A 21,178-nucleotide genomic window follows, 5' to 3' on the forward strand; every position below is an offset into this window, starting at 1 on the left:
TTCAACCGATCAGGTTGAGTTGGAGAGCAAACCCTGCAGTTGAAAACTGCAGGGCGCGGTGGCTTTTAACCTTGACTTGAGACCGGCTAATGGGTGTCCCCTTTTGTTTTGTCCCCTTTTGTTTTTGTCGATAATTGATCATCCAGATGTGCATCGTTGGAGAATTTATGATGCTCTGGAGTTTTTTATGACTTTCGATTCGGAGTTTGTCGTGTCTTTATTGAAAGTAAAAATATGTCTATTGATGATTTTAGCCCTCTGAGTCAAAGCTAATGGCGGTCTAGGTCAATAAAGGGCAGAAAAGAGGGCAGAAAGTTGTCAGAACTATTTAATCAAATAAATCTGACCGCTTTTCGCTATGTATACGATCCGCGCCTGTCTTCAAATCCGATTCCAAAATGTGATTGGGAACAGCACATCAAGGGGATGAATCCTGAGGGTGTTAAGATTTCAGATAATTTAAAAGGTCTTTGAGTTATGAAGATTGAAAATGATGAAGGTCGCCTTTTGAATGTTATTGCTGATATCGGTGATTTGGAGTGGCGTAAGTATCGGCAGCGTTATCCGGATGTGATGGTGGGTAGTAAGATGCAGAGGGAGGACCATTCTGCTTTTCTTCCATTCATTGCTTTCAGATTCAGAGATATCAGAGAGAGTGATATTGAAAAGTTGCGGAGTACGGTGGAGGACTACAAGGGAAAGATATCGTGGTCGCTTGTTGGTAATGCACGCGAAGGTTTGCCTGGAACTAACTGGATGATAGCCCCCACCAGGCTCTGGGAAGTAAGTGATTTTGCTTCAAAATCAAATCTGACTGCTGCCGTCTATTTGTCGATTCATGAGCCTGCACTGGGTCCGGCCGCGTACGAGGATTTGGTCGGTCTCACTGAATATGTTCGTTCGGCGTTTGAGTTGTCTTAATAAAAACAAAAGAGGAAGAAATCAAAAGAGTGCTGATTTATTTGATTTAATAAACCTGTCCTCTTTTTATGTTAATACGTGGCGCCACTAAAGCAGTATGTTTTCTCGATAATTGATCATCCAGAGGTGCATCGTTGGAAAGTTTATGATGCTTTGGAATTCTTTATGGCTTCCGATTCGGGTTTTGTCGTGTCTTTATTGAAAAGTAAAAACATGTCAAATGATGATTTTAGACCCCTGAGCCAAAGCTGATGGCGGTCTAGCTTGGGAGGGAGTATTCTATTTAATAAATATGCTACTCTTGTTTTGAAAACATTTTGTTTCATGCTTTTAGCATTTGATGGGAATGCATATGTCACCCTCGGAAACTGCAAAATTTTTAATGGAAATTTTGGAGGGAAAACTGCCAAGCACGGTATTAAATAGGGTGCTAGAGGCTGATCCCGGTATGGATAAGTATGAATTAGCTAATGTTTTCCTGACGAGATTTGATCGCTTGGACAGTAAGGTTCTGCCTGCGATATGGCATTGGAAAAGCGTCAGATCAATTAGAGGAATGTCTGACAAACAATTTGATGTGACCGTGCTTGCTCTGATGAGGTCCGCGGGTTATAGGGTTTGAAAGGAAAGATGAAAAGAGGCGGTTCTTTTCTTCATCATTATTGGGAACGAGACCCCAGGCACGATCCTGCTAATGGAGCGGTTGATGTGTAAACCCCCAAATTCCGTATTTGCAGCGCTTTTCAAATATCGCCACGGTGTAGGTGTTGCCTTGTTGGCGGCGGCACTCATAAATGGTTATTTTCAGTTCAATGGCAGTTGGGGACGTTTTTTCACTGTGCTCGCGGTTCAGCTGTGGTTTGCGCAGGGGGTCTATTGCTACTTCTGCGGTGCGAGCATTTCCATTGCCCCGGGTGGGTTGGGAAGAGATGCAGATCCCGAGTGGCGTGCTGCGTTGGCAGCCTTTGCCTTCTTTCTATACGCCGTATTTTTCTTTCTGGATTACCAGTATTAGCGACTGATCCGGCAGAGTCATCGTTGTCTCCATCCCTGAGCTGAACCGCATACGAAAACGCCCCGAACATCTCGGGGCGTTTTTGTATGCCGGGCGGCAGGTCTATCTGAACGCCGGCACCACATGCTTGATAAACAACTCCAGCGACTTCTTCTTCTCCGCATGCGGCAAACTGTTGTCGCACCAGAAACTGAACTCATCCACTCCAAGTTCCTGGTAGTACTTGATCCGCGGAATTATCTCTTCCGGCGTGCCGATCATGGCGGTCTTGTGCAGGCTCTCCAGTTCAAACTCCGGCCGCCCGGCAAACTTCTCTTCCGGACTTGGTGCCAGGAAGCCGTTCACCGGCACTTCCTTGTTGCCGAACCACGCATCGAACGTGCGATAGAAACGTGAGATGGCTTTCGCGCCAACCTTCCAGCCTTCCGGGTCATCCACTGAATGCACGTGGGTATGACGCAGCACCATCAATTGCGGACGCGGTACATCCGGATTGTTGTCCAGCGCAGTCTGGAACTTGTTCTTCAGGTCTAGGACTTCTTCGTCGCCCTTCATCAATGGCGTGACCATTACGTTGCAGCCGTTGGCCACGGCGAAGTTGTGCGAGTCCGGGTCGCGGGCGGCGATCCACATCGGCGGGTTCGGCTTTTGGATCGGTTTCGGCACGCTGGTGGAGGTGGGGAATTTCCAGATCTCGCCGTTGTGGGCGTAGTCGCCTTGCCACAGCGCGCGCACCACCGGGACCATTTCCCGTAGCGCCTGACCGCCGCTGGAGGCGGGCATACCGCCGGCCATGCGATCGAACTCCACCTGATAGGCGCCGCGCGCCAGGCCTACTTCCATCCGGCCGTTGCTGATCACGTCGAGCAATGCGCATTCACCGGCGACCCGCAGCGGGTGCCAGAACGGCGCGATGATGGTGCCAGCGCCCAGGTGAATGGTGGTGGTCTTGGCCGCGAGGTAGGCCAGCAGCGGCATCGGGCTCGGCGAGATGGTGTATTCCATGGCGTGGTGTTCGCCGATCCACACGGTGCTGAAACCGCCGGCCTCGGCCATCAACGTCAGTTCGGTCAGGTCTTCGAACAGTTGACGGTGGCTGACGCTTTCGTCCCAGCGCTCCATGTGTACGAACAGGGAAAATTTCATGACGCTACCTCGAATCTCTTGGGAGTCGGCCGGTCGCTTGCCGGCCTGTTTAAGTGCAATCGTGCGGATCAGGCGAAGGCGGGCAGGGCGCCCATCTTGCCGTGGCAATACACCAGCGGGCCGGCGTCCTGCTGAGGGACGATGAGGTTTTTCACCGCGCCGACCATGATCGCGTGGTCGCCGCCTTCGTATTCGCGCCACAGCTCACATTCGATGATAGCTGTCGCGTTGGCCAGGATCGGGTTGCCCAGTTCGCTCAGCGTCCACTCGATGCCCTGCGCCTTGTCCTTGCCTTTGCGGGCGAACGCGTAGGCTTCGCTCTGCTGGCCGCCGGACAACACGTGAATGGCAAAGCGTTTGTTCTTGATCAGGACGGGATAGGAGTCGGAACTGTAGTTGGGGCAGAACAGCACCAGGGCCGGATCCATCGACAGCGAACTGAAAGCGCTGGCGGTCAGGCCGACGATCTGGCCGTCGTCATCCAGGGTGGTGATGACGGTAACGCCGGACGGGAACGAGCCCATGACTTGTTTGTAGACGGCAGCATCGATCATTGGTCAATCCTCGAGTGCGGTGAAGCGTGTTTTTATGTGTTTATGGGTCTGATGGTATACCGTAATACATCGATTGCAAGCGCTTTTTTGGTGAAACGATAAACGTGGTTCATCCGTCGGAAACTCAGCATTTACGGGGCTTTGCTCTAGCCGCGGGCGCTTGCTATCAGGGAGGATGCCGGATCAGATGCCGTCGCAAACAGCGGATCAGTCTTGTGAAAATGTTGGAATACCATAATATGGTCTGCATCTGAGGGGCGGCCAAGAAGCCCCCCCGGTTTGGCTTCATACAACGATAAGAACAGACCCAATCGAGTTCATTTTTATGTCCCAGATGTCCCGGCAAGATCCGTTGATCGAGAATCACACGGTCGACTACGTCCCACTCGCGGAACGCCACGGGAAGGCCCGCGACCTTTTCACCCTTTGGTTCAGCACCAACATTGCGCCACTGCCCATCGTCACCGGCGCCATGGTGGTTCAGGTGTTTCATCTCGACCTGTTCTGGGGGCTGCTGGCGATTGCGCTGGGGCACATGATCGGCGGCGTGGTGATCGCCCTGGCGTCGGCGCAAGGCCCGCGCATGGGCATTCCGCAAATGGTGCAGAGTCGTGGTCAGTTCGGGCGTTACGGTGCGCTGTTGATCGTGTTCTTCGCGGCGATCATCTATATCGGCTTCTTCATTTCCAACATCGTGCTGGCCGGCAAATCCATCGTCGGCATCGCGCCGTCGGTGCCGGCGCCGTTGAGCATCTTGATCGGCGCCCTCAGCGCCACGGCCATTGGCGTGATCGGCTACAACTTCATCCACACGCTCAACCGTATTGGCACCTGGGTGATGGGCAGCGCGCTGCTGGCGGGGTTCATCTACATCTTTGCCCATGAGTTGCCGGCAGACTTCTTTACCCGTGGCAGCTTCAATCTCTCGGGATGGCTGGCGACAGTGTCGCTGGGGATCATCTGGCAGATCAGTTTCTCGCCGTACGTCTCCGACTATTCCCGTTACCTGCCGGCGGACATCGGTATCGGCAAGCCGTTTATCGCGACTTATCTGGGCGCCACGCTGGGCACGATTCTGTCGTTCACCTTCGGCACGGTGGCGGTGTTGGCGACCCCGGAAGGCACCGAGGCGATGGCGGCGGTCAAGCAGTCCACCGGTTGGCTGGGGCCAATTCTGATGGTGCTGTTCCTGCTCAACATCATCAGCCATAACGCGCTGAATCTGTATGGCGCGGTACTGTCGATCATCACCTCGATCCAGACCTTCGCCAGCCAGTGGACGCCGAGCATCAAGGTGCGGGTGATCCTGTCGAGCGTGGTGCTGGCGGGATGCTGCGTTGTAGCGCTGGGCGCGTCGGCGGATTTCATTTCCGAATTCATCGGATTAATTCTGGCGTTGCTGCTGGTGCTGGTGCCGTGGGCGTCGATCAACCTGATCGACTTCTACCTGATCAAGCGCGGCAGCTATGACATCGCCTCGATCTTCCGCGCTGATGGCGGCATTTATGGGCGCTTCAACCTGCACGCGATCATTGCCTACTTCATCGGCATCATCGTGCAGCTGCCATTCGCCAACACGTCGCTGTACGTCGGGCCGTACGCCAATCTGGTGGACGGTGCTGACCTGTCGTGGCTGGTCGGCCTGATCGTGACATGCCCGCTGTATTACTGCCTGGCGACCCGTGGACAGACCCAGCAGAGCAGGGCGGCGCGGTTGGGTTTTACCGACTGATCCTTCGCAGGCTGCTCAAACAATGCCCGGCACTTCGTCGGGCATTGTTGTTTCCGCATCCCGGCGGTCATGCAAATTGGCCGTTTCGATCCCCTTTTGGCCAACGGGCTACTGTGCCGCGTCTACGCTGTCAGCAAGAATCGAAGCCACAACAAAATGCTGCACCTTCCTTGCCCTTGGCTGATTTGCAAGCCGCTGCCGTGTACAGAACATAAAAACCATCGACTCACGCTGCATTCGGGGAAACACAACATGGTCACGATGAAACGCATTCTGGGCGCTACTGTTTGCGGGCTGACGCTGCTGGTCAGCGCCGTACAGGCCGAACAGCGCGAACTGCGGGTGTACAACTGGGCGGATTACATCCTGCCGTCGGTGCCCAAGGATTTCGCCGCCAAAAGCAACATCAAAGTGACCTGGGACACCTTCGACACCAACGAATCCCTCGAAGCCAAACTGCTGACCGGCAACTCCGGCTATGACCTGGTGGTGCCGTCGAACCAGTTCCTCGATACCCAGATCAAGGCCGGCGTGTTCCAGAAACTCGACAAGTCCAAGTTGCCGAACTGGAGTCACCAGGACCCGGCGCTGCTCAAGCTGCTCGACGCCAACGACCCCGGCAACCAGTACGGCGTGCCCTACATGGTCGGCACGGTGCTGATCGGTTTCAACCCGGCCAAGGTCAAGGCGGCGCTCGGCGAGAATGCGCCAGTAGACAGTTGGGATCTGGTGTTTAAACCGGAGAACATGGAGAAGCTGAAATCATGTGGCGTGGCGATGCTCGATTCGCCATCGGAAATCCTGCCGCTGGCCCTGCATTACCTGGGCCTGGACCCGAACAGCCAGAACCCGGCCGACTATGAGAAAGCTAAGGACCTGATGCTCAAGGTTCGCCCTTACGTCACCTACTTCAACTCGGCCAAGTACATGACCGACATCGCCAACGGCGACATCTGCGTGGCCATCGGTTACTCCGGCAGCTTCTACCAGTTCGGCAACCGCGCCAAAGAGGCGGGCAACGGCGTGGTGGTCGACTGGCGCCTGCCGAAGGAAGGCGCGCCGATCTGGTTCGACACCTTCGCCATTCCGAAGAGCGCGAAGAACGTCGAAGAGGCCCACGAGTTCCTCAACACCCTGCTCGATCCGAAGGTCATCGCTTCGATCAGCGACTTCCTCGGCTACCCGAATGCCAACAAGGATTCGCTGCCGCTGATCAACAAGGAAATCACCGGCAATCCGAACCTGACACCGACCAGCGAAGCGCTGAAGAAACTTTACGTGGTGCAGCCGTTGCCGCAGAAACTGGAGCGGGTGCGGACCCGGGTGTGGACCAGTATCAAGTCGGATAAATAAGCTCAAAGCCGAGGGAGCGAATCCGTTCGCTCCCTCGGCCGTTATTTCGCCTGACTTTCTTCAGGCGACTTGTCCTTCGTCAGGATCAGACTCAGCACCACCGACGCCAGAATTAGCCCGCCAACAATCGCCAGCGACCACTCCACCGGCATGTGAAACCACGGCATCACCGTCATTTTCCCGCCGATGAACACCAGCACCAGCGCCAGCCCATACTTGAGCAGATGAAAACGGTCGGCCATGTCCGCCAGCAAAAAGTACAGTGCCCGCAGCCCCATGATCGCGAAGATGTTCGAGGTGAAAATGATGAAAGGATCGGTGGTCACCGCGAAAATCGCCGGGATGCTGTCGACCGCGAACATCAGGTCGCTGGCCTCGATCAGCACCAATACCAGAAACATCGGCGTGGCCCAGCGCACACCGTTCTGCAGCACGAAAAAACGCTCGCCGTGAAAGCCGTTGGTGATCCGCAGATGCCCGCGCACCCAGCGCAGGAGCGGGTTGTTATCGAGGTCCGGTTGCTGCTCGGCGAACACCAGCATCTTGATCCCGGTGATGATCAGGAACACGCCGAACACATACAGCAGCCAGGTGAACTGCGATACCAGCCATACGCCGGCAAAGATCATCGCTGCGCGCATCACGATCGCCCCGAGCACGCCGTACAGCAGCACCCGGCGCTGCAACTCCGGCGGCACGGCGAAGTAGCTGAAGATCATCACGAAGACGAACATGTTGTCGATCGAAAGCGACTGCTCGATCAGGTAACCGGTGAGGAATTCCAGGGTCTTGACCTTGGCGATTTCGGGCCCGAATTCGCCGTTGAGATACCACCAGAGCAACCCGGCGAAGGCCATCGCCAGCATGCACCAGGCGATCACCCAGGATGAGGCTTCCCGTACCGAAACCCGATGCGCCTTGCGCCCACCGAAGACGAACAGGTCGACGGCCAGCATGGCGAGGACAAAAACGATGAAGGCGACCCACATCCAGGGTTCGCCGATGTTGATGGGGTGCATGCCGTTCTCCCTGTCTTTATGTTTTTCGGGGTAGACGGGGCCATGCTAGTAGGAGCCTTCCGGCAAAGAAAAATCGTTTATTTCGTGGGTATTGTTCGTGAATAACGAAGTGTCGGTCGACACGGGCAGAGCGCGGGTAATACTTCATTCAGCACTTCTTTGCTAACCTCGCTGTCGAGTCAGTCCACCACTTTGGGAGCTACGATCATCGACACGCCAGATCCTCAAGCCGTCTGCAGCCCGATCACCAGCGCTGCCATATTCATCGTGGCGACCCTAAACGCCGAGGCCGAAGCCGCCGAAAAAGTCCGCGGCTGGTGCGCCGATATCGCAGGGCTGACGCGCTCGGTTGGCAAGCGCGTTCCTTCGGGCAACCTATCCTGCGTCTGTGGTTTTTCGTCCAGCGCCTGGGATCGCCTGTTCGGCAGTCCGCGCCCGGCGTCCTTGCATGACTTTCGCGAGTTCGGTGTGGAAGGGCGCCGCGCTGTTTCCACTCCTGGCGATCTGTTGCTGCACATTCGTGCCGATCAGATGGATCTGTGTTTCGAGCTGGCGACGCAGTTGCTGTCGGCGCTGGATGGCGCCGTGACGGTGACCGACGAGGTGCAGGGTTTCCGCTATTTCGACATGCGCAGCATCATCGGTTTTGTCGACGGCACGGAAAATCCGGTCGGCCGAAAGGCCGAGCATTTCACCCTCGTGGGCGATGAAGATCAGGTGTTTAGTGGTGGCAGTTACGTGCTGGTGCAGAAGTATCTGCACAACATGAAGGCATGGAATGAGTTGCCGGTCGAAGCTCAGGAACGGGTGATCGGGCGCACCAAACTGTCCGATATCGAACTGGATGATTCGGTCAAACCGAGCAATTCCCACAGCGCGCTGACGACCATCACCAAGGACGGCGAAGAGGTGAAAATCCTGCGCGACAATATGCCGTTCGGCCGGCCCGGCGCGGGGGAGTTCGGCACTTATTTCATTGGCTACGCGCGTTCGCCGGACCCGCTGGAACAGATGCTGGAGAACATGTTTGTCGGCAAGCCGCCGGGCAACTACGACCGGTTGCTGGACTTCAGCACGGCGGTCACCGGCAGTCTGTTCTTTGTGCCTTCGGCGGATTTACTGGAAGAGTTGGCAGAGCGATAAAAAAACGGCGGGATCAATTGATCCCGCCGTTTTGCATTTACTTGCCTGTCGCCAGTGGTGGCGTGCGTGGTGGCACCAGACGCCTGGAACCGGTCGCCTCAAACGCCGCTGCCAGACGCAGCAACGTCGAGTCGTCATAGGCGCGACCGGCAAACGTCAATCCCACCGGCATGCCGATGTCGGCCATCACGCCCATCGGCACGGTGACGGTCGGCACGCCGAGGTGGCGGATTGCGAGGTTGCCGTTGGCGACCCAGATGCCGTTGCTCCAGGCGATGTCCGCCGAGGCCGGGTTGACGTCGGCGTCGGCCGGGCCCACGTCGGCGTTGGTCGGGAACAGCACGGCATCGAGGCCGAGGCGATCCATCCAGTCTTCGAGGTCGAGCCTGCGGGTCTTCTCCAGGCCGCGCAGGCCGTCCGGCAGGGTCGGGATCTGATCCCACGGCGTGATGCCGCGCTGGGCCATGCGCACGTATTCGTCCATGCCGGCAGCGAGGTCGCCTTCACGGTTGGGCAGGGTGCCCGGGTCGTGCGGGAAGATTTTCGGCCCGTCGACGTCTGCCAAACGGTTGAGTTTCGGGTCGCCGTTGGCGCGCAGGAAATCATCGAAGGCCCAGGCCGACAGGTCCCACAGTTCGTGGTGCATGAACTCTTTGGAGACGATGCCGCGATTGAACACGGTCGGCGCACCCGGACGATCGCCTTCGCAGTTGGAGACCAGCGGGAAATCCACTTCGATCACTTCGGCGCCGGCGGCTTCGAGGGCCTGACGCGCCTGTTTCCACAAATCGATCACCGAAGCGCGGGTGTTGATGCGTTGCCCGGTCGGGCCGCCGATGCCCGGCTCGTCGCTGGTGCCGGCTTCAGGGTCGGCGTTGATGTACATGCGCGGCACGCCCAGGCGTTTGCCGGCCAGTGCATCACTTTTCACGGCGAGTTCAAGATAGGAAGCAGGGCGCACCGAGGCGACGCTCGGGATCGGAACCCAGGGTTGCAGGCGCCACAGGTCGCCACGGGTGTCGGTGTCTTCGGCGACGACTACGTCGAGCACTTCCAGCAGGTCGGCCATGGTACGGGCGTAGGGCACCACCACGTCCATGGTCGGCGTCAGCGGCCAGTTGCCGCGTACCGAAATCACCCCGCGCGACGGCGTGTAGGCGCACAGGCCGTTGTTCGACGCCGGGCCGCGACCGCTCGACCAGGTTTCTTCCGCCAGACCGAATGCCGAGAAGCTGGCAGCGGTCGCGGTACCGGCACCGTTCGACGAGCCGGAAGCAAACGGCGCGGTCAGATAATCAGCGTTGTACGGGCTTTCGGCGCGGCCATAGACGCCACGCTGCATCCCGCCATTGGCCATCGGCGGCATGTTGGTCTTGCCCAGGCAGATTGCGCCGCCCGCACGCAGGCGCTCGATGGTGAACGCGTCGCGCTGAGCCACCAGATCGGCGAAGGCCGGACTGCCGGACGCGGCGGTCAGGCCTTTGACCAGATAGCTGTCCTTGGCGGTGTAGGGGATGCCGTCCAGCGGACCGAGGGTTTCGCCCTTGGCACGACGGGCGTCCGAGGCTTGCGCTTCTTTCAGTGCGTCGGGGTTACGCACGATCACCGCGTTCAGGGCAGTGGCGGTGTCAGGGCCGTCATAGGCGTCGATGCGCGCCAGGTAGGCCTGGACCAGTTCAACCGCCGTGGTCTGGCCGGATTCGAGCGCCGCGCGCAATTGGGCAATGGAAACTTCAGTGACTTCGATCATGCTGTTACCGCCGACAGGTTCGCTAAAGGGTGGTTGATCATTGTTATCGTCGAAAGATGTCAAAGATTCTTGATGGGCGAAACTCTACCCTGAAATTTGTCCAATGGCATGCATAAAGTCGATAAATATCGGTTAATTTCATCGGAAAAACTCTCCCGGCGTCTCGCCGAACTGTTGGCGAAACGCCGCGATAAACGCCGACGTCGAGTCATAACCACAGGCCAAAGCCACGTCGGTGACGCGTTCGCCGCGTTCCAGCGGTGTCAGCGCACCCAGCAAACGCAGGCGCTGGCGCCAAGTGCGGAAGGTCAAACCGGTGTCGCGCAGGAACAGCCGAGTCAGAGTTTTCTCGGTCACGCCGAATTTTTCACTCCAGTGCGCCAGGGTGGTCTGCTGTTCCGGATGTTGCTCCAGGCTCTGATAGATCTGGCGCAAGCGACTGTCCTGCGGCAGTGGCAGCATCAGATCGATGGGCGGCGCCTCGGCCAGTTGATCGAGGATCACCTGAGCCAGGCGCCCGTGCGGGCCGCTCTGGTCATATTCGACAGGTATCTGACTGAAGGCCCGGATCAGCTCACGCAAAAGATCACTGACGCCGAGCACGTGACAACGCTCCGGTGCCCAACTGGCGACGCTGCAATCGATGTACAGGCTGCGCATTTCCGTGTGCGGCGAACTGAATACCCGATGCGGCATGCCCGCCGGAATCCACACCGCACGCTCCGGCGGCGCGACGAAACGACCGACGGCGGTCTGTACTTCAAGCACGCCCTGGATCGCGTAGGACAACTGCACCCACGGATGACTGTGGCGGCGGGTCAACGCGCGATTGGGCAGAGATTCGGTGCGTCCGTAGAGCGGGCGCGGCAGGCTGGGCAGCCCGGGAATGCTGCGTCTGACGCTTTTGTCGTGTCCTTTTGGCGGCATCTGTGGTTTCTTCGGCGTTAGTCGGTAATTTCCAGTCACGTTAGAGTCGCTGCCACGTACTGGCAACCCCCGGATGAACAAACCATGACGCGCCCACGATTTTTGCCCGACAACTTCACCCTGACCCTGATCGGTGTGGTGCTGCTGGCCAGCTTCCTGCCCGCCAGCGGTCAGGTCGCGACCGGTTTCGGCTGGCTGACCAACATCGCCATCGCACTGCTGTTTTTCCTGCACGGTGCCAAGCTGTCTCGCGAATCGATCATCGCTGGCGCCGGCCACTGGCGCCTGCATTTGCTGGTGTTCGGCCTGACCTTCGTCCTGTTCCCGCTACTGGGTCTGACGCTCAAACCGCTGTTGTCGCCGCTGATCGGCGATCAGCTGTACATGGGCATGCTGTACCTGTGTGCGCTGCCGGCCACGGTGCAATCGGCGATTGCCTTCACGTCGCTGGCACGGGGCAATATTCCGGCGGCGATCTGCAGCGCGGCGGCGTCCAGCCTGTTCGGGATTTTCCTCACGCCGCTGCTGGTGACGCTGCTGCTGAACGTCCACGGCGACGGCGGCTCGACCCTCGACGCAATCGTGAAAATCAGTGTGCAACTGCTGCTGCCGTTCATTGCCGGTCAGATCGCCCGTCGCTGGATCGGCGCCTGGGTCGGTCGCAACAAGAACTGGCTGAAGTTCGTCGATCAGGGCTCGATTCTGCTGGTGGTCTACGGTGCGTTCAGCGAAGCGGTGAACGAGGGCATCTGGCACCAGATTCCGGTGATCGAACTGCTGGGGCTGGTCGTGGCGTGCTGCGTCCTGCTGGCGCTTGTGCTGCTGGCGTCCACAGTGCTGGGCAAACTGTTCGGTTTCAATCTGGAAGACCGCATCACCATTCTGTTCTGCGGCTCGAAAAAGAGCCTGGCCACCGGTGTGCCGATGGCGCAGGTGTTGTTCGCCGGCAGCACGATTGGCGTGCTGATTCTGCCGCTGATGCTGTTCCATCAGATTCAACTGATGGTCTGCGCAGTGCTGGCGCAGCGCTATGCGAAACGCCAGGAATCGGTGCCTGAACTGATGGCGCAGGTTGATCCTTGATCCTCATCGAGCGGGCCAGCGGGTATGCAGGAACTCCTGCAAAAATTCGGTGAAGGCCTTGACCTTGGAAGTCATGGCGGCGCGCTCCTGCACACAGGCATAGATCTCGAGCGGCGCGGCGCTGGCAAAGGTCGAGCCGCCCGGTTCGAATAAAGAGACCAGTTGACCACTCTCCAGATAGGGCGCGGCAACGAATTCCGCCAGTCGGGTGATCCCGGCACCATGAGCAGCCATTTGCGCCAGGGCGTCGATATCGTCGCTGATGGCGGTCGCATTGATCCCAGCCTCAAAGCGCTGACCCTGCTCAACGAACCACCAGCGCAGTAACCGTCCGTCCAGCGGATAGCGAAACGCCAGGCAGGCGTGTTGCTGAAGATCCGCCGGAGTCGACGGGCGACCGGCCTTTTGCAGATAGTCAGGGCTGGCGCAAATCACGAACGGTACCGTCGCAACCTTGCGCGCGATGATGCCGTCTTCCAGTTGCGGCTCAATGCGCAGACTCAAGTCGATACCTTCGTGGAGGTGATTGATTTTGCGGTCGGACGTCGAGAGCTCAAGCGTCAACTGCGGGTAGCGTTCGGCGAAACCGGCAATGACCGGGGCCAATACATGGCGCCCGAACCCGGCGGTGGAGGCGATACTCAAGTGTCCCTGGAGTTGCGTCTGCGCGTGGCTGATGGCGCTCTGCGCGGACTCCAGATCGAGCGCGATACGTTTTACTTTCTCGAAATACACCGAACCGCTCTCCGTCAACGCCATGCTGCGGGTGGTGCGTTGCAGCAGGCGTGTGTCGAGGTGATTCTCAAGACGACCAAGGGTCTGACTGACGGCGGCGGCACTCACCCCGAGGGTTTTGGCGGCCCCGACAATCGATCCCGCCTCAACGACTTTGATAAAACAATCGATTGCACCCAAGAGGTTCATGCGTGGATCCTGGCAAAGAAAATTCATAAGATTTTGTTTATAAAGTGCTCACGGCAATCAGTCTAGTTACGGGGTGGCAGACTTGTTAGGGTGCTCGGCGCCTATCCACTTCGGTCAACAAGGACTGACATGAATCAGAGACTCTCTCCAAGAAACACAGTATTCAGCCCGCGCAAGCTGTCGGCCCGTGCCATGCCGTACATATTCGCGTTGTACATGGCGATCATCATGGCGTTTCTGATGTCGCTGGTAATCACCGCCTCCAATTTCGGGATTGATGCCGATTACCTTAGCAATACGCTGCACGCCTACAAACTGGCGATGCCCGTGGCGTTTCTGTGCATTCTCGTGGTCCGGCCGATTGTGGTGAAACTGGTAGCACTGACCGTCCACCCGCAAGGCTGAACTGGAGGCAGGCTACAAGGCTCCGGAATATTTCACCGCCGCCGCTGCCCGCGACGGCACGTTGAGCACCCGCAACAACGACGACACATGAATCCGCACCGTGAACGGCGAAATATCCAGTTCACGGGCGATTTCCTTGTTGGTCTTGCCTTGGGCGATCAGCCGCAGCACCTCTTGCTGACGCGGGGTGAGGGCGGTGCCGGTGTCCAGCGGCAGCAGGCCGGACGGGGCGAATTTCACCAGTACCTCACCTTCACGAATCGCCCGGATCGCCTGACCCATCTCATCGGGTGCGATGTTCTTGCCGATGAAACCATCGATGCCGGCCGCCATGACGTCGCCGATCAGCGCCTCGTCATCGACCATCGACACCACGATCAGCGTGGTTCGCGGCAAACGTCGGCGCAGTTCCGCGAGCTGGCTGACACAGGTCAGGCCGGGAAAACGCAGGTCGAGGATCAAGGTGTCGGGCTCATCACCGGCCGGCAGCAGGGCGAGCACGGCGTCGAGGTCGCCAGCTTCTTCGATCAGGGCTTCGGGCAGCAGACGCTGGACGGTGCGCAGCAACGCTTCGCGAAACAACGGGTGATCGTCGGCTATGATGATTCGGCACGCCATGGCGCAACCCTCCCTGGGTCTGCATTGCTCATGGCATGCACCTTAGCATCGGGCGAAGGCATTGCCTGTTGATTCGTGCGTTTATGACGACTGCTGCACAAGGACGTTCCCCCATGAAGTTCGAAAAGAACACCGAGCTTGACCAGGCCAATCTGCGCATCATCATCGCCAGCATCGCGCTGGTTTACATGGCCGTGCTCGGTTTCCTGCCGGGCCAGCGCTTCGATACCTATCTGCCGGTGGTCACTTACATTTCCCTGTTTTTGCTGGCCTCCGTCGTGCTGCGCCAGGCCATCGTGCGCTGGCCGGGACATTATCCGGCGCGGCGGATTTTCGGCATGCTCCACGATTACACCGGCACCAGTTTCGGGCTGGTGGTCGGCGGCGAGGCGGCGTTGCCCATTTATGCTGTCATGGTCTGGGTCAACCTCGGCAACGGCATGCGCTACGGCTCGCGCTACCTGGCGATCGCCACGGTGTTGGCATTGCTGGCGCTGCTGGCGGTCTATCGGTTGACGCCGTACTGGCAGGCGCAACCGTTCATGGTGTTGATGCTGATGATCACCAGCACGGTGATTCCGGTGTATGCGCACCTGCTGCTGGAGCGTACGCGCAAGGCATCTGAAGAAGCGGTTGCCGCCAACCTTGAGAAGTCGCGTTTCCTTGCTCAGGCCAGTCATGACCTGCGTCAGCCTATCCATTCCATCGGGTTGTTTACCGCATGCCTGCGCGAGTCGCGACTGGGCGAAGAGGAGCGGCGGCTGGTGGACAGCATCGACCGTTCGCTGCTCAACGTGTCGCAGCTGTTTCGCTCGATTCTCGATCTCTACACCCTCGATAACGGGCGGATTCTGCCCCGCTTGCAGACGCTTGAACTGGGCGAATGGCTGGCGGATCTGATCCGCCAGAACGCCGAAGCCGCACGCTGGGCGGGTGTCGAACTGCGCTTGCGGCCTTGCGAACACTGGGTGCGCACCGATCCGGCGTTGCTCGCGACCATGGTGCAGAACGTGCTCTCCAACTGCTTCAAATACGGGGCGCACCGGCCGGTGCTGATCGGTGTGCGCAAGCGCGGCGCGGGGTTGGCCATCGCGATCTATGACCGCGGTAACGGCATCGCCGAAGAGCATTTGCCCAAGGTGTTCGAGGAGTTTTATCGGGTGCGCCAGTTGCGCGACAAGGACGTCGAAGGCGTGGGTCTGGGGCTGTCGATTGTCCGGCGTCTGGGGCAGTTGATCGGTGTTGATGTCGCGATCCGCTCACGGCTTGGGCATGGCACGGCGGTGACCTTGCATGGACTGCCACTCGCGCCGCCGCAGGTGCCGGTCAATCGTGAAGAGACTCGGCAAATCGGTTTGCTGACGGGGCTGAAGGTGTGTCTGGTGGAGGATGATCGCAACGTTCTGCTGGCGACTTCGGCGTTGCTCGAGCGTTGGGGCTGCGTCGTGCAGGCTGAGCTGAGCGGGCAGGGCCTGGTCACGGACTGCGACATCATCGTTGCCGACTATGACCTCGGCTCCCACAGCACCGGCATCGAGTGCATCGATGAAGTTCGCCGTCAGCGCGGTTATGCGGTGCCGGCCATGATCATCACCGGGCATGACATCGAAAAAATCCAGGCGGCCCTGCATGATCGCCAGATCGCCATTCTGTCCAAGCCGGTACGCCCGGCCGAGCTGCGCGCGACGTTGCGTGCGCTGCGCGACCGGCAGACCGAAGTGGTCAGCGCTTACACAGATAGTCCTGCGTGATGGTGGTTTGCAGGCAGTTGTACTGACCCATGGTGCGGCAGATGTTTTTCTCCGAGCCCGATACTTCGGCGCTCTTGTAGCCCCAGACCTTGCAACGGCCTTCAGCCGTGGCCAACCCTTGAGCGGCGGAAGTTTGCCCGCTCTCGAACTGGCCCAGTTCATAGGAGACCTGGACAACGCCGTCGGTCTTGCTGCCGCCGGTGGCTTCCCATTGCTTGGGGGTGGCGCAGCCGGTGAGAACGACGGCCGCGAGGCTGAGGGTGGCGATGAGTGTTTTCATGATCGAACGGAATCCTTTACCGGATGAGAAGAGGCACTGGAACGGTTTTTCTGCGCCGGATTACTGGTACGGAATCGGCGAAGCGCCTTTGGGCAGGCAAGACAGCGGAGGCGTCATGATGCCCATGCTGGCCACCGCGATGATCGCGCCGCTGGGCAGCTCGCAGTTGTATTCGCCGGCGGCGGTGTAGGCGGTGTAGTAGGTCAGGGTGCTGTCATTGCGGATGTTGCCGATCTTGGTGACGGGTTGGCCGATAACAGTCTGGGCGCGTTCGCGCATGCTGTCTTCGGTGGGTTTGGCGGTCTGGCAACCGCTGGCGCCGAGGAGCAGGGCACCGAGAACCGTGATCTTGGCGAGGCTGAGCTGCAGTTTCATGGTGTTTCTTCCTTGGTGTTGTTGTTTTTCCAGGCACAACGATCCCGCGCACTGCACAGCGGCAATGTTGGGAAGCGTCGGGGGTTGCGAGGGAATATAACGCCAGGGATCGGGGTGGTCGATTAGCACAAATGTGCTAGTGCGGCGCAACCAGCGGCTGGCTGGTTGCGCCGATAGCAGTTATTGAGGGCTGTTGAACTGGTCCGAATAGCTGCCGCTCATGAGGGCGGAAGCGACCTGGTCCGAACCGACGCCTGCGCGGGAGTAGGCGAGCCGGTTGGCACCGACTTTGTCTGCGCCATCGGCGGCGAGGGCGCCGGCGCCGACGTGGTCGGAGCCGTCAGAAGCTACTGCGCCGGCGCCGACATGGTCGGAACCGTCAGAGGCGACCGCTCCAGCGCCAACATGATCGGAACCGTCGGAGGCAACGGCCCCAGCACCAACGTGATCGGCGCCGTCAGAGGCGACTGCACCTGCACCAACGTGATCGGCGCCGTCAGAGGCGACTGCACCTGCACCAACGTGATCGGAACCGTCAGAAGCTACAGCTCCAGCGCCAACGTGATCCGCGCCATCAGAGGCGACAGCGCCAGCACCGACATGATCGGAACCGTCAGAAGCAACGGCCCCTGCGCCGACATGGTCTGAGCCGTCAGAGGCAACTGCTCCGGCGCCGACGTGATCCGCGCCATCAGAGGCGACAGCGCCTGCGCCGACATGATCGGAGCCGTCTGAAGCAACGGCGCCAGCACCGACATGATCTGCGCCATCAGATGCGACTGCACCAGCGCCAACATGATCGGCGCCGTCAGAAGCTACAGCCCCCGCACCCACATGATCCGCCCCATCCGACGCCAATGCCTGCGCCTGCGCTGCCCAGACATTGGGCATTGCCACCGTTGCCGCAACTGCCAGGACGAGGCCCGGCCAAAGCGTGTGCTTCATGATTTTCTCCACGCCCCATCAGCCACACAGCAACCGAGCGTTACCCGTCATTCGTTCATTGACGGAAGGCTCGTCGGCCCGGGGTCAACCAGATTGGTGAGTGGCACGGGGGCACCGGAAGGTGCACGGGTGTCGACGGTTTACAGGAAATCTGGACAGCGAACTGAAAAGTATAGTTCGCCCTCGGCGGAAGGCAGGCTGAAGGGTCGTGAAGGCGATAGTCGGTTCGCTTCCTTGAAGGCCTGCGCTAGAAAACAATCAGTCTAAAAACCGCGTAGCGCAATGTAGCGTGTTTGCTAGGCTCAAGGATGTAGGCGAAGACGCAGACTGATGCGCAAGCGGATAGCGAGGAAGCGTTGGGCGCGTTCCGAAGGGTACACGGTTAGAAAGAACCCCGCGCTGGGTTCCAGCCCTTATGCCGTGTGAAGCAGCAGAGCACATTGCCTGTACTGTGGGAGTCCTGAGAAACCTCGTAAGCCAGAGACCAGCACTGGCCGCCTACTCAAACACCAAAGCCCGCCTTGTGCGGGCTTTGACGTTTCCGAGCTTTAGATACTGGCCAACGCTTGCGCCAGATCCGCACGCAGGTCTTCGATGTCCTCGACACCCACCGACAGACGCACCAGGCTGTCACCGATGCCGAGCTTGGCACGGGTTTCGGCCGGGATGGTCGCGTGGGTCATGATCGCCGGGTGTTCGATCAGGCTTTCCACACCGCCAAGGCTTTCGGCCAAAGCGAAGATCTGCACGTTCTCCAGGAAGCGCCGGGCGCCCGCCAGATCACTGTTCAGATCCAGGGAAATCATCCCGCCGAAACCACGCATCTGACGCTTGGCCAGTTCGTGCTGCGGATGGGATTCCAGACCCGGGTAATAGACGCGTTTGACCTGCGGCTGCTGCTCCAGCCAGCGCGCCAGCTCCAGCGCGTTGCTGCAATGACGCTCCATACGCAACGCCAAAGTCTTCACGCCGCGCAGGGTGAGGAACGCGTCGAACGGGCCGGAGATGGCGCCGACAGCGTTCTGCAGGAAACCCAGACGCTCGGCCAGCGCAGGATTGTCACCGACCACCGCGATCCCGCCGATCACGTCGGAGTGACCGTTCAGGTATTTGGTGGTCGAGTGCAGCACGATGTCGAAACCCAGTTCCAGCGGACGCTGGATCCACGGGCTGGCGAAGGTGTTGTCGGCCACGCAGAGGATCCCGCGCGCCTTGCAGATGCGCGCGATGGCGGCGAGGTCGGACAGACCCAGCAGCGGGTTGGTCGGGCTCTCCACAATCACCATGCGCGTGTCGTCCTGTAACGACGCTTCGAACGCCGACAGATCCGCCAGATCGACGAAGCTGAAACGATGCCCGGCACTGCGCTGGCGCACCTTGTCGAACAGGCGGAACGTGCCGCCGTACAGGTCATTGCCGGAAATGATGTGCGAGCCGGCGTCGAGCAGTTCGAGCACGGTGGAAATCGTCGCCAGCCCGGACGCGAAAGCGAACGCCTGGGTGCCGCCCTCCAGATCCGCCACGCAACGCTCCAGGGCAAAACGCGTCGGGTTGTGCGAGCGGCCGTAGTCAAACCCCTTGTGCACGCCGGGGCTGTCTTGCAGGTACGTCGAGTTGGCGTAGATCGGCGGCATCAGTGCGCCGGTGGTCGGGTCCGGCGTTTGCCCGGCGTGGATCACGCGGGTGGCGAAGCCCTGTTGACGGGCGTTCTTGTCGTGCTGGCTCATGCCAGGGATCTCCGTAATTGATTGAGCATGTCGACGCGGGTGATCAGGCCGTGGAAGCCTGAAGCGTCGGCGATGATGGCCACCAGGCCGCTGCTGAGTACGGCTTCCAGTTCAGCCAGCGTGGCGCCGGGGGCGAGGGTTTGCAACTTGTCCGTCATCGCGCTGGACACGGGTTTGCTGAAGAGCGAGGCGTCTTCGTGTACCCGCACCAGAATGTCCGACTCGTCGATCACGCCGACCAGTTGTTTGCCATCCACCAGTACCGGCAACTGCGAGACATCGGCCAGGCGCATGCGCTGGAACGCGGTCATCAGCGTATCGTCCGGGCCGACGCTGACAACTTTGCCGTCTTCGAAACGTCGGGCAATCAGGTCGCGCAGGTCGCCGTAGCGTTTGCGTTGCAGCAGGCCCTGATCGGTCATCCACTGATCGTTGTAGACCTTCGACAGGTAGCGAGTGCCGGTGTCGCAGACGAAGCTGACCACGCGTTTCGGCTCGGTCTGTTCGCGGCAGTAACGCAGCGCGGCCGCGAGCAGGGTGCCGGTGGACGAGCCACCCAGAATGCCTTCGGCTTTCAGCAGCTGGCGCGCGTGATCGAAGCTTTCTTCGTCGCTGATCGAGTAGGCGCTGCGCACGCTCGACAGGTCGGTGATCGACGGGATGAAGTCCTCACCGATGCCTTCTACCGCCCAGGAACCGGCGGTGCCCAAGTGCTTGCTGCGGCTGTATTCAGCCATCACCGAACCGACCGGATCGGCCAGGACCATTTCAAGATCCGGTTGTACGCGTTTGAAGAAACGGGTCAGACCGGTCAGGGTGCCGGCCGAGCCAACGCCGACCACGATCGCGTCGAGGTCATGCTCGGTCTGGGCCCAGATTTCCGGCCCGGTGCTGCACTCGTGGGCCAGCGGGTTGGCGGGGTTGTTGAACTGGTCGGCGAAGAACGCACCGGGAATGTCCTTGGCCAGACGCGCGGCGACGTCCTGGTAATACTCGGGATGGCCCTTGCCGACATCGGAGCGGGTGATGTGCACTTCGGCGCCCATGGCCTTGAGGTGCAGGACTTTTTCGGTGGACATTTTGTCCGGCACCACCAGCACGACGCGGTAGCCCTTGGCGCGGCCAACCAGCGCCAGGCCCAGACCGGTGTTGCCGGCGGTGGCCTCGACGATCGTACCGCCCGGTTGCAGTCGACCGTCGCGCTCAGCGGCGTCGATCATGGCCAGACCGATGCGGTCCTTGATCGAACCGCCGGGGTTCTGTGATTCGAGTTTGAGAAGCAGGGTGCAGGGACCGGTATCGAAGCGGGTGACTTGTACCAGCGGCGTATTGCCGATCAGCCCAAGTACGGCAGGGCGTGAATCCTTTGACATCTCTTCACCTCTTTGTGGTGTTGATCGCGTTCCATTCGCGGGAAAAAGCTCGCGTGCAACATAGGCTCAGACCTGAGCTGTCGCAACCTTTAAACGGCCGGAAATACAGCCATTTCGATCTAACGATAGAACGAAAT

The 21,178-nt window shown here is 59.4% G+C and carries 21 protein-coding genes; 8 read left to right on the forward strand and 13 right to left on the reverse strand.

Annotated elements, in window-relative coordinates; translation table 11 throughout:
• Nucleotides 1-477: 477 nt before the first annotated feature.
• Both C1X29_RS19220 and C1X29_RS19230 read left to right on the forward strand, forming a co-directional pair.
• The gene (locus C1X29_RS19220; RefSeq protein ID WP_102688303.1) at nt 478-921 is read left to right on the forward strand and encodes a hypothetical protein; all 444 of its coding nucleotides are present in this window, start codon (nt 478-480) and stop codon (nt 919-921) included.
• Nucleotides 922-1,627: 706 nt separating this feature from the next.
• The gene (locus C1X29_RS19230; RefSeq protein WP_102719560.1) at nt 1,628-1,936 is read left to right on the forward strand and encodes a hypothetical protein; all 309 of its coding nucleotides are present in this window, start codon (nt 1,628-1,630) and stop codon (nt 1,934-1,936) included.
• A 102-nt stretch (nt 1,937-2,038) separates the two neighbouring features.
• On the opposite strand, the gene C1X29_RS19235 is transcribed toward C1X29_RS19230, so the two are convergent.
• Nucleotides 2,039-3,082 carry an LLM class flavin-dependent oxidoreductase gene (locus tag C1X29_RS19235; protein ID WP_102688306.1) on the reverse strand — a complete coding sequence of 348 codons (1,044 nt, stop codon included), beginning with the start codon at nt 3,080-3,082 and terminating at the stop codon, nt 2,039-2,041.
• A gap of 68 nt (nt 3,083-3,150) precedes the next feature.
• Nucleotides 3,151-3,636, reverse strand: coding sequence for a flavin reductase family protein (locus C1X29_RS19240; protein ID WP_007950450.1), 486 nt, complete (start codon nt 3,634-3,636; stop codon nt 3,151-3,153).
• 325 nt (nt 3,637-3,961) lie between these two features.
• Between C1X29_RS19240 and C1X29_RS19245 the strand changes: the two genes are divergently transcribed.
• Nucleotides 3,962-5,368 (forward strand): cytosine permease, encoded by a 1,407-nt coding sequence (locus tag C1X29_RS19245; RefSeq protein WP_102718124.1) that lies wholly within the window; start codon nt 3,962-3,964, stop codon nt 5,366-5,368.
• A 252-nt stretch (nt 5,369-5,620) separates the two neighbouring features.
• Nucleotides 5,621-6,721, forward strand: coding sequence for a polyamine ABC transporter substrate-binding protein (locus C1X29_RS19250; RefSeq protein ID WP_102688308.1), 1,101 nt, complete (start codon nt 5,621-5,623; stop codon nt 6,719-6,721).
• A gap of 41 nt (nt 6,722-6,762) precedes the next feature.
• Here C1X29_RS19250 and C1X29_RS19255 read toward each other — a convergent pair whose 3' ends face one another.
• Nucleotides 6,763-7,740, reverse strand: coding sequence for a TerC family protein (locus C1X29_RS19255; protein ID WP_085746219.1), 978 nt, complete (start codon nt 7,738-7,740; stop codon nt 6,763-6,765).
• Nucleotides 7,741-7,947: 207 nt separating this feature from the next.
• On the opposite strand from C1X29_RS19255, the gene C1X29_RS19260 reads away from it, so the two are divergent.
• Nucleotides 7,948-8,883: a Dyp-type peroxidase gene (locus C1X29_RS19260; RefSeq protein ID WP_102718158.1), complete on the forward strand. Its 936-nt coding sequence runs from the start codon at nt 7,948-7,950 to the stop codon at nt 8,881-8,883.
• Nucleotides 8,884-8,920: 37 nt separating this feature from the next.
• Here the strand turns inward: C1X29_RS19260 and C1X29_RS19265 are convergent, their stop codons facing one another.
• A complete protein-coding gene (locus C1X29_RS19265; protein WP_102718125.1) occupies nt 8,921-10,633 on the reverse strand; it encodes an amidase in 1,713 nt (570 codons plus the stop codon).
• A 138-nt stretch (nt 10,634-10,771) separates the two neighbouring features.
• Entirely contained in the window at nt 10,772-11,560 is a 789-nt protein-coding gene (locus C1X29_RS19270; protein ID WP_102688310.1) for a helix-turn-helix domain-containing protein, read from the reverse strand.
• An 84-nt stretch (nt 11,561-11,644) separates the two neighbouring features.
• Between C1X29_RS19270 and C1X29_RS19275 the strand changes: the two genes are divergently transcribed.
• A complete protein-coding gene (locus C1X29_RS19275; protein ID WP_102718126.1) occupies nt 11,645-12,643 on the forward strand; it encodes a bile acid:sodium symporter family protein in 999 nt (332 codons plus the stop codon).
• A 3-nt stretch (nt 12,644-12,646) separates the two neighbouring features.
• Here C1X29_RS19275 and C1X29_RS19280 read toward each other — a convergent pair whose 3' ends face one another.
• The gene (locus C1X29_RS19280) at nt 12,647-13,567 is read right to left on the reverse strand and encodes a LysR family transcriptional regulator (protein ID WP_102718127.1); all 921 of its coding nucleotides are present in this window, start codon (nt 13,565-13,567) and stop codon (nt 12,647-12,649) included.
• Between the two features lie 129 nt (nt 13,568-13,696).
• Here C1X29_RS19280 and C1X29_RS19285 point away from each other — a divergent pair, with 129 nt between their 5' ends.
• Complete coding sequence (locus C1X29_RS19285; RefSeq protein WP_102718128.1) at nt 13,697-13,972, forward strand: DUF2798 domain-containing protein; 276 nt, start codon at nt 13,697-13,699, stop codon at nt 13,970-13,972.
• Between the two features lie 12 nt (nt 13,973-13,984).
• On the opposite strand, the gene C1X29_RS19290 is transcribed toward C1X29_RS19285, so the two are convergent.
• Entirely contained in the window at nt 13,985-14,590 is a 606-nt protein-coding gene (locus C1X29_RS19290; protein ID WP_102688313.1) for a response regulator transcription factor, read from the reverse strand.
• A 113-nt stretch (nt 14,591-14,703) separates the two neighbouring features.
• Between C1X29_RS19290 and C1X29_RS19295 the strand changes: the two genes are divergently transcribed.
• Entirely contained in the window at nt 14,704-16,341 is a 1,638-nt protein-coding gene (locus tag C1X29_RS19295; protein ID WP_102718129.1) for a hybrid sensor histidine kinase/response regulator, read from the forward strand.
• Here the strand turns inward: C1X29_RS19295 and yecR are convergent.
• The 6 genes from yecR to C1X29_RS19320 all read right to left on the reverse strand — a co-directional run bounded on the left by yecR (nt 16,313) and on the right by C1X29_RS19320 (nt 21,041).
• Nucleotides 16,313-16,621, reverse strand: coding sequence for a YecR family lipoprotein (gene yecR, locus C1X29_RS19300; RefSeq protein WP_007950440.1), 309 nt, complete (start codon nt 16,619-16,621; stop codon nt 16,313-16,315). The two genes, C1X29_RS19295 and yecR, sit on opposite strands and share 29 nt — an antisense overlap.
• Before the next feature lie 60 nt (nt 16,622-16,681).
• Nucleotides 16,682-16,996, reverse strand: a complete 315-nt coding sequence (locus tag C1X29_RS19305) for a hypothetical protein (protein WP_039766904.1) — start codon at nt 16,994-16,996, stop codon at nt 16,682-16,684.
• A 347-nt stretch (nt 16,997-17,343) separates the two neighbouring features.
• Nucleotides 17,344-17,508, reverse strand: a complete 165-nt coding sequence (locus C1X29_RS29250) for a hypothetical protein (protein ID WP_158247904.1) — start codon at nt 17,506-17,508, stop codon at nt 17,344-17,346.
• 30 nt (nt 17,509-17,538) lie between these two features.
• Nucleotides 17,539-17,793, reverse strand: coding sequence for a hypothetical protein (locus C1X29_RS29255; protein WP_158247735.1), 255 nt, complete (start codon nt 17,791-17,793; stop codon nt 17,539-17,541).
• Nucleotides 17,794-18,489: 696 nt separating this feature from the next.
• A complete protein-coding gene (locus C1X29_RS19315; protein WP_102718130.1) occupies nt 18,490-19,668 on the reverse strand; it encodes a PLP-dependent aspartate aminotransferase family protein in 1,179 nt (392 codons plus the stop codon).
• Nucleotides 19,665-21,041, reverse strand: a complete 1,377-nt coding sequence (locus C1X29_RS19320) for a pyridoxal-phosphate dependent enzyme (RefSeq protein WP_102718131.1) — start codon at nt 21,039-21,041, stop codon at nt 19,665-19,667. The genes C1X29_RS19315 and C1X29_RS19320 overlap by 4 nt, the downstream gene beginning before the upstream one ends.
• Nucleotides 21,042-21,178: the final 137 nt, after the last annotated feature.

Origin of the sequence: Pseudomonas sp. GW456-12-10-14-LB2, from assembly GCF_002884345.1 — a bacterium.
Lineage (GTDB): Bacteria > Pseudomonadota > Gammaproteobacteria > Pseudomonadales > Pseudomonadaceae > Aquipseudomonas > Aquipseudomonas paraglycinae.

Bases quoted from the DNA above. Each gene is read 5' to 3' on its own strand.
- yecR (WP_007950440.1), bottom strand. From the start codon at position 16,621: ATGAAAACACTCATCGCCACCCTCAGCCTCGCGGCCGTCGTTCTCACC.
- C1X29_RS19280 (WP_102718127.1), bottom strand. From the start codon at position 13,567: ATGAACCTCTTGGGTGCAATCGATTGTTTTATCAAAGTCGTTGAGGCG.
- C1X29_RS19295 (WP_102718129.1), top strand. From the start codon at position 14,704: ATGAAGTTCGAAAAGAACACCGAGCTTGACCAGGCCAATCTGCGCATC.
- C1X29_RS19220 (WP_102688303.1), top strand. From the start codon at position 478: ATGAAGATTGAAAATGATGAAGGTCGCCTTTTGAATGTTATTGCTGAT.
- C1X29_RS19255 (WP_085746219.1), bottom strand. From the start codon at position 7,740: ATGCACCCCATCAACATCGGCGAACCCTGGATGTGGGTCGCCTTCATC.
- C1X29_RS19240 (WP_007950450.1), bottom strand. From the start codon at position 3,636: ATGATCGATGCTGCCGTCTACAAACAAGTCATGGGCTCGTTCCCGTCC.
- C1X29_RS19235 (WP_102688306.1), bottom strand. From the start codon at position 3,082: ATGAAATTTTCCCTGTTCGTACACATGGAGCGCTGGGACGAAAGCGTC.
- C1X29_RS19305 (WP_039766904.1), bottom strand. From the start codon at position 16,996: ATGAAACTGCAGCTCAGCCTCGCCAAGATCACGGTTCTCGGTGCCCTG.
- C1X29_RS19245 (WP_102718124.1), top strand. From the start codon at position 3,962: ATGTCCCAGATGTCCCGGCAAGATCCGTTGATCGAGAATCACACGGTC.
- C1X29_RS19315 (WP_102718130.1), bottom strand. From the start codon at position 19,668: ATGAGCCAGCACGACAAGAACGCCCGTCAACAGGGCTTCGCCACCCGC.
- C1X29_RS29255 (WP_158247735.1), bottom strand. From the start codon at position 17,793: ATGTTGGCGCTGGTGCAGTCGCATCTGATGGCGCAGATCATGTCGGTG.
- C1X29_RS19275 (WP_102718126.1), top strand. From the start codon at position 11,645: ATGACGCGCCCACGATTTTTGCCCGACAACTTCACCCTGACCCTGATC.
- C1X29_RS19265 (WP_102718125.1), bottom strand. From the start codon at position 10,633: ATGATCGAAGTCACTGAAGTTTCCATTGCCCAATTGCGCGCGGCGCTC.
- C1X29_RS19285 (WP_102718128.1), top strand. From the start codon at position 13,697: ATGAATCAGAGACTCTCTCCAAGAAACACAGTATTCAGCCCGCGCAAG.
- C1X29_RS19270 (WP_102688310.1), bottom strand. From the start codon at position 11,560: ATGCCGCCAAAAGGACACGACAAAAGCGTCAGACGCAGCATTCCCGGG.
- C1X29_RS19290 (WP_102688313.1), bottom strand. From the start codon at position 14,590: ATGGCGTGCCGAATCATCATAGCCGACGATCACCCGTTGTTTCGCGAA.
- C1X29_RS19250 (WP_102688308.1), top strand. From the start codon at position 5,621: ATGGTCACGATGAAACGCATTCTGGGCGCTACTGTTTGCGGGCTGACG.
- C1X29_RS19230 (WP_102719560.1), top strand. From the start codon at position 1,628: ATGTGTAAACCCCCAAATTCCGTATTTGCAGCGCTTTTCAAATATCGC.
- C1X29_RS19320 (WP_102718131.1), bottom strand. From the start codon at position 21,041: ATGTCAAAGGATTCACGCCCTGCCGTACTTGGGCTGATCGGCAATACG.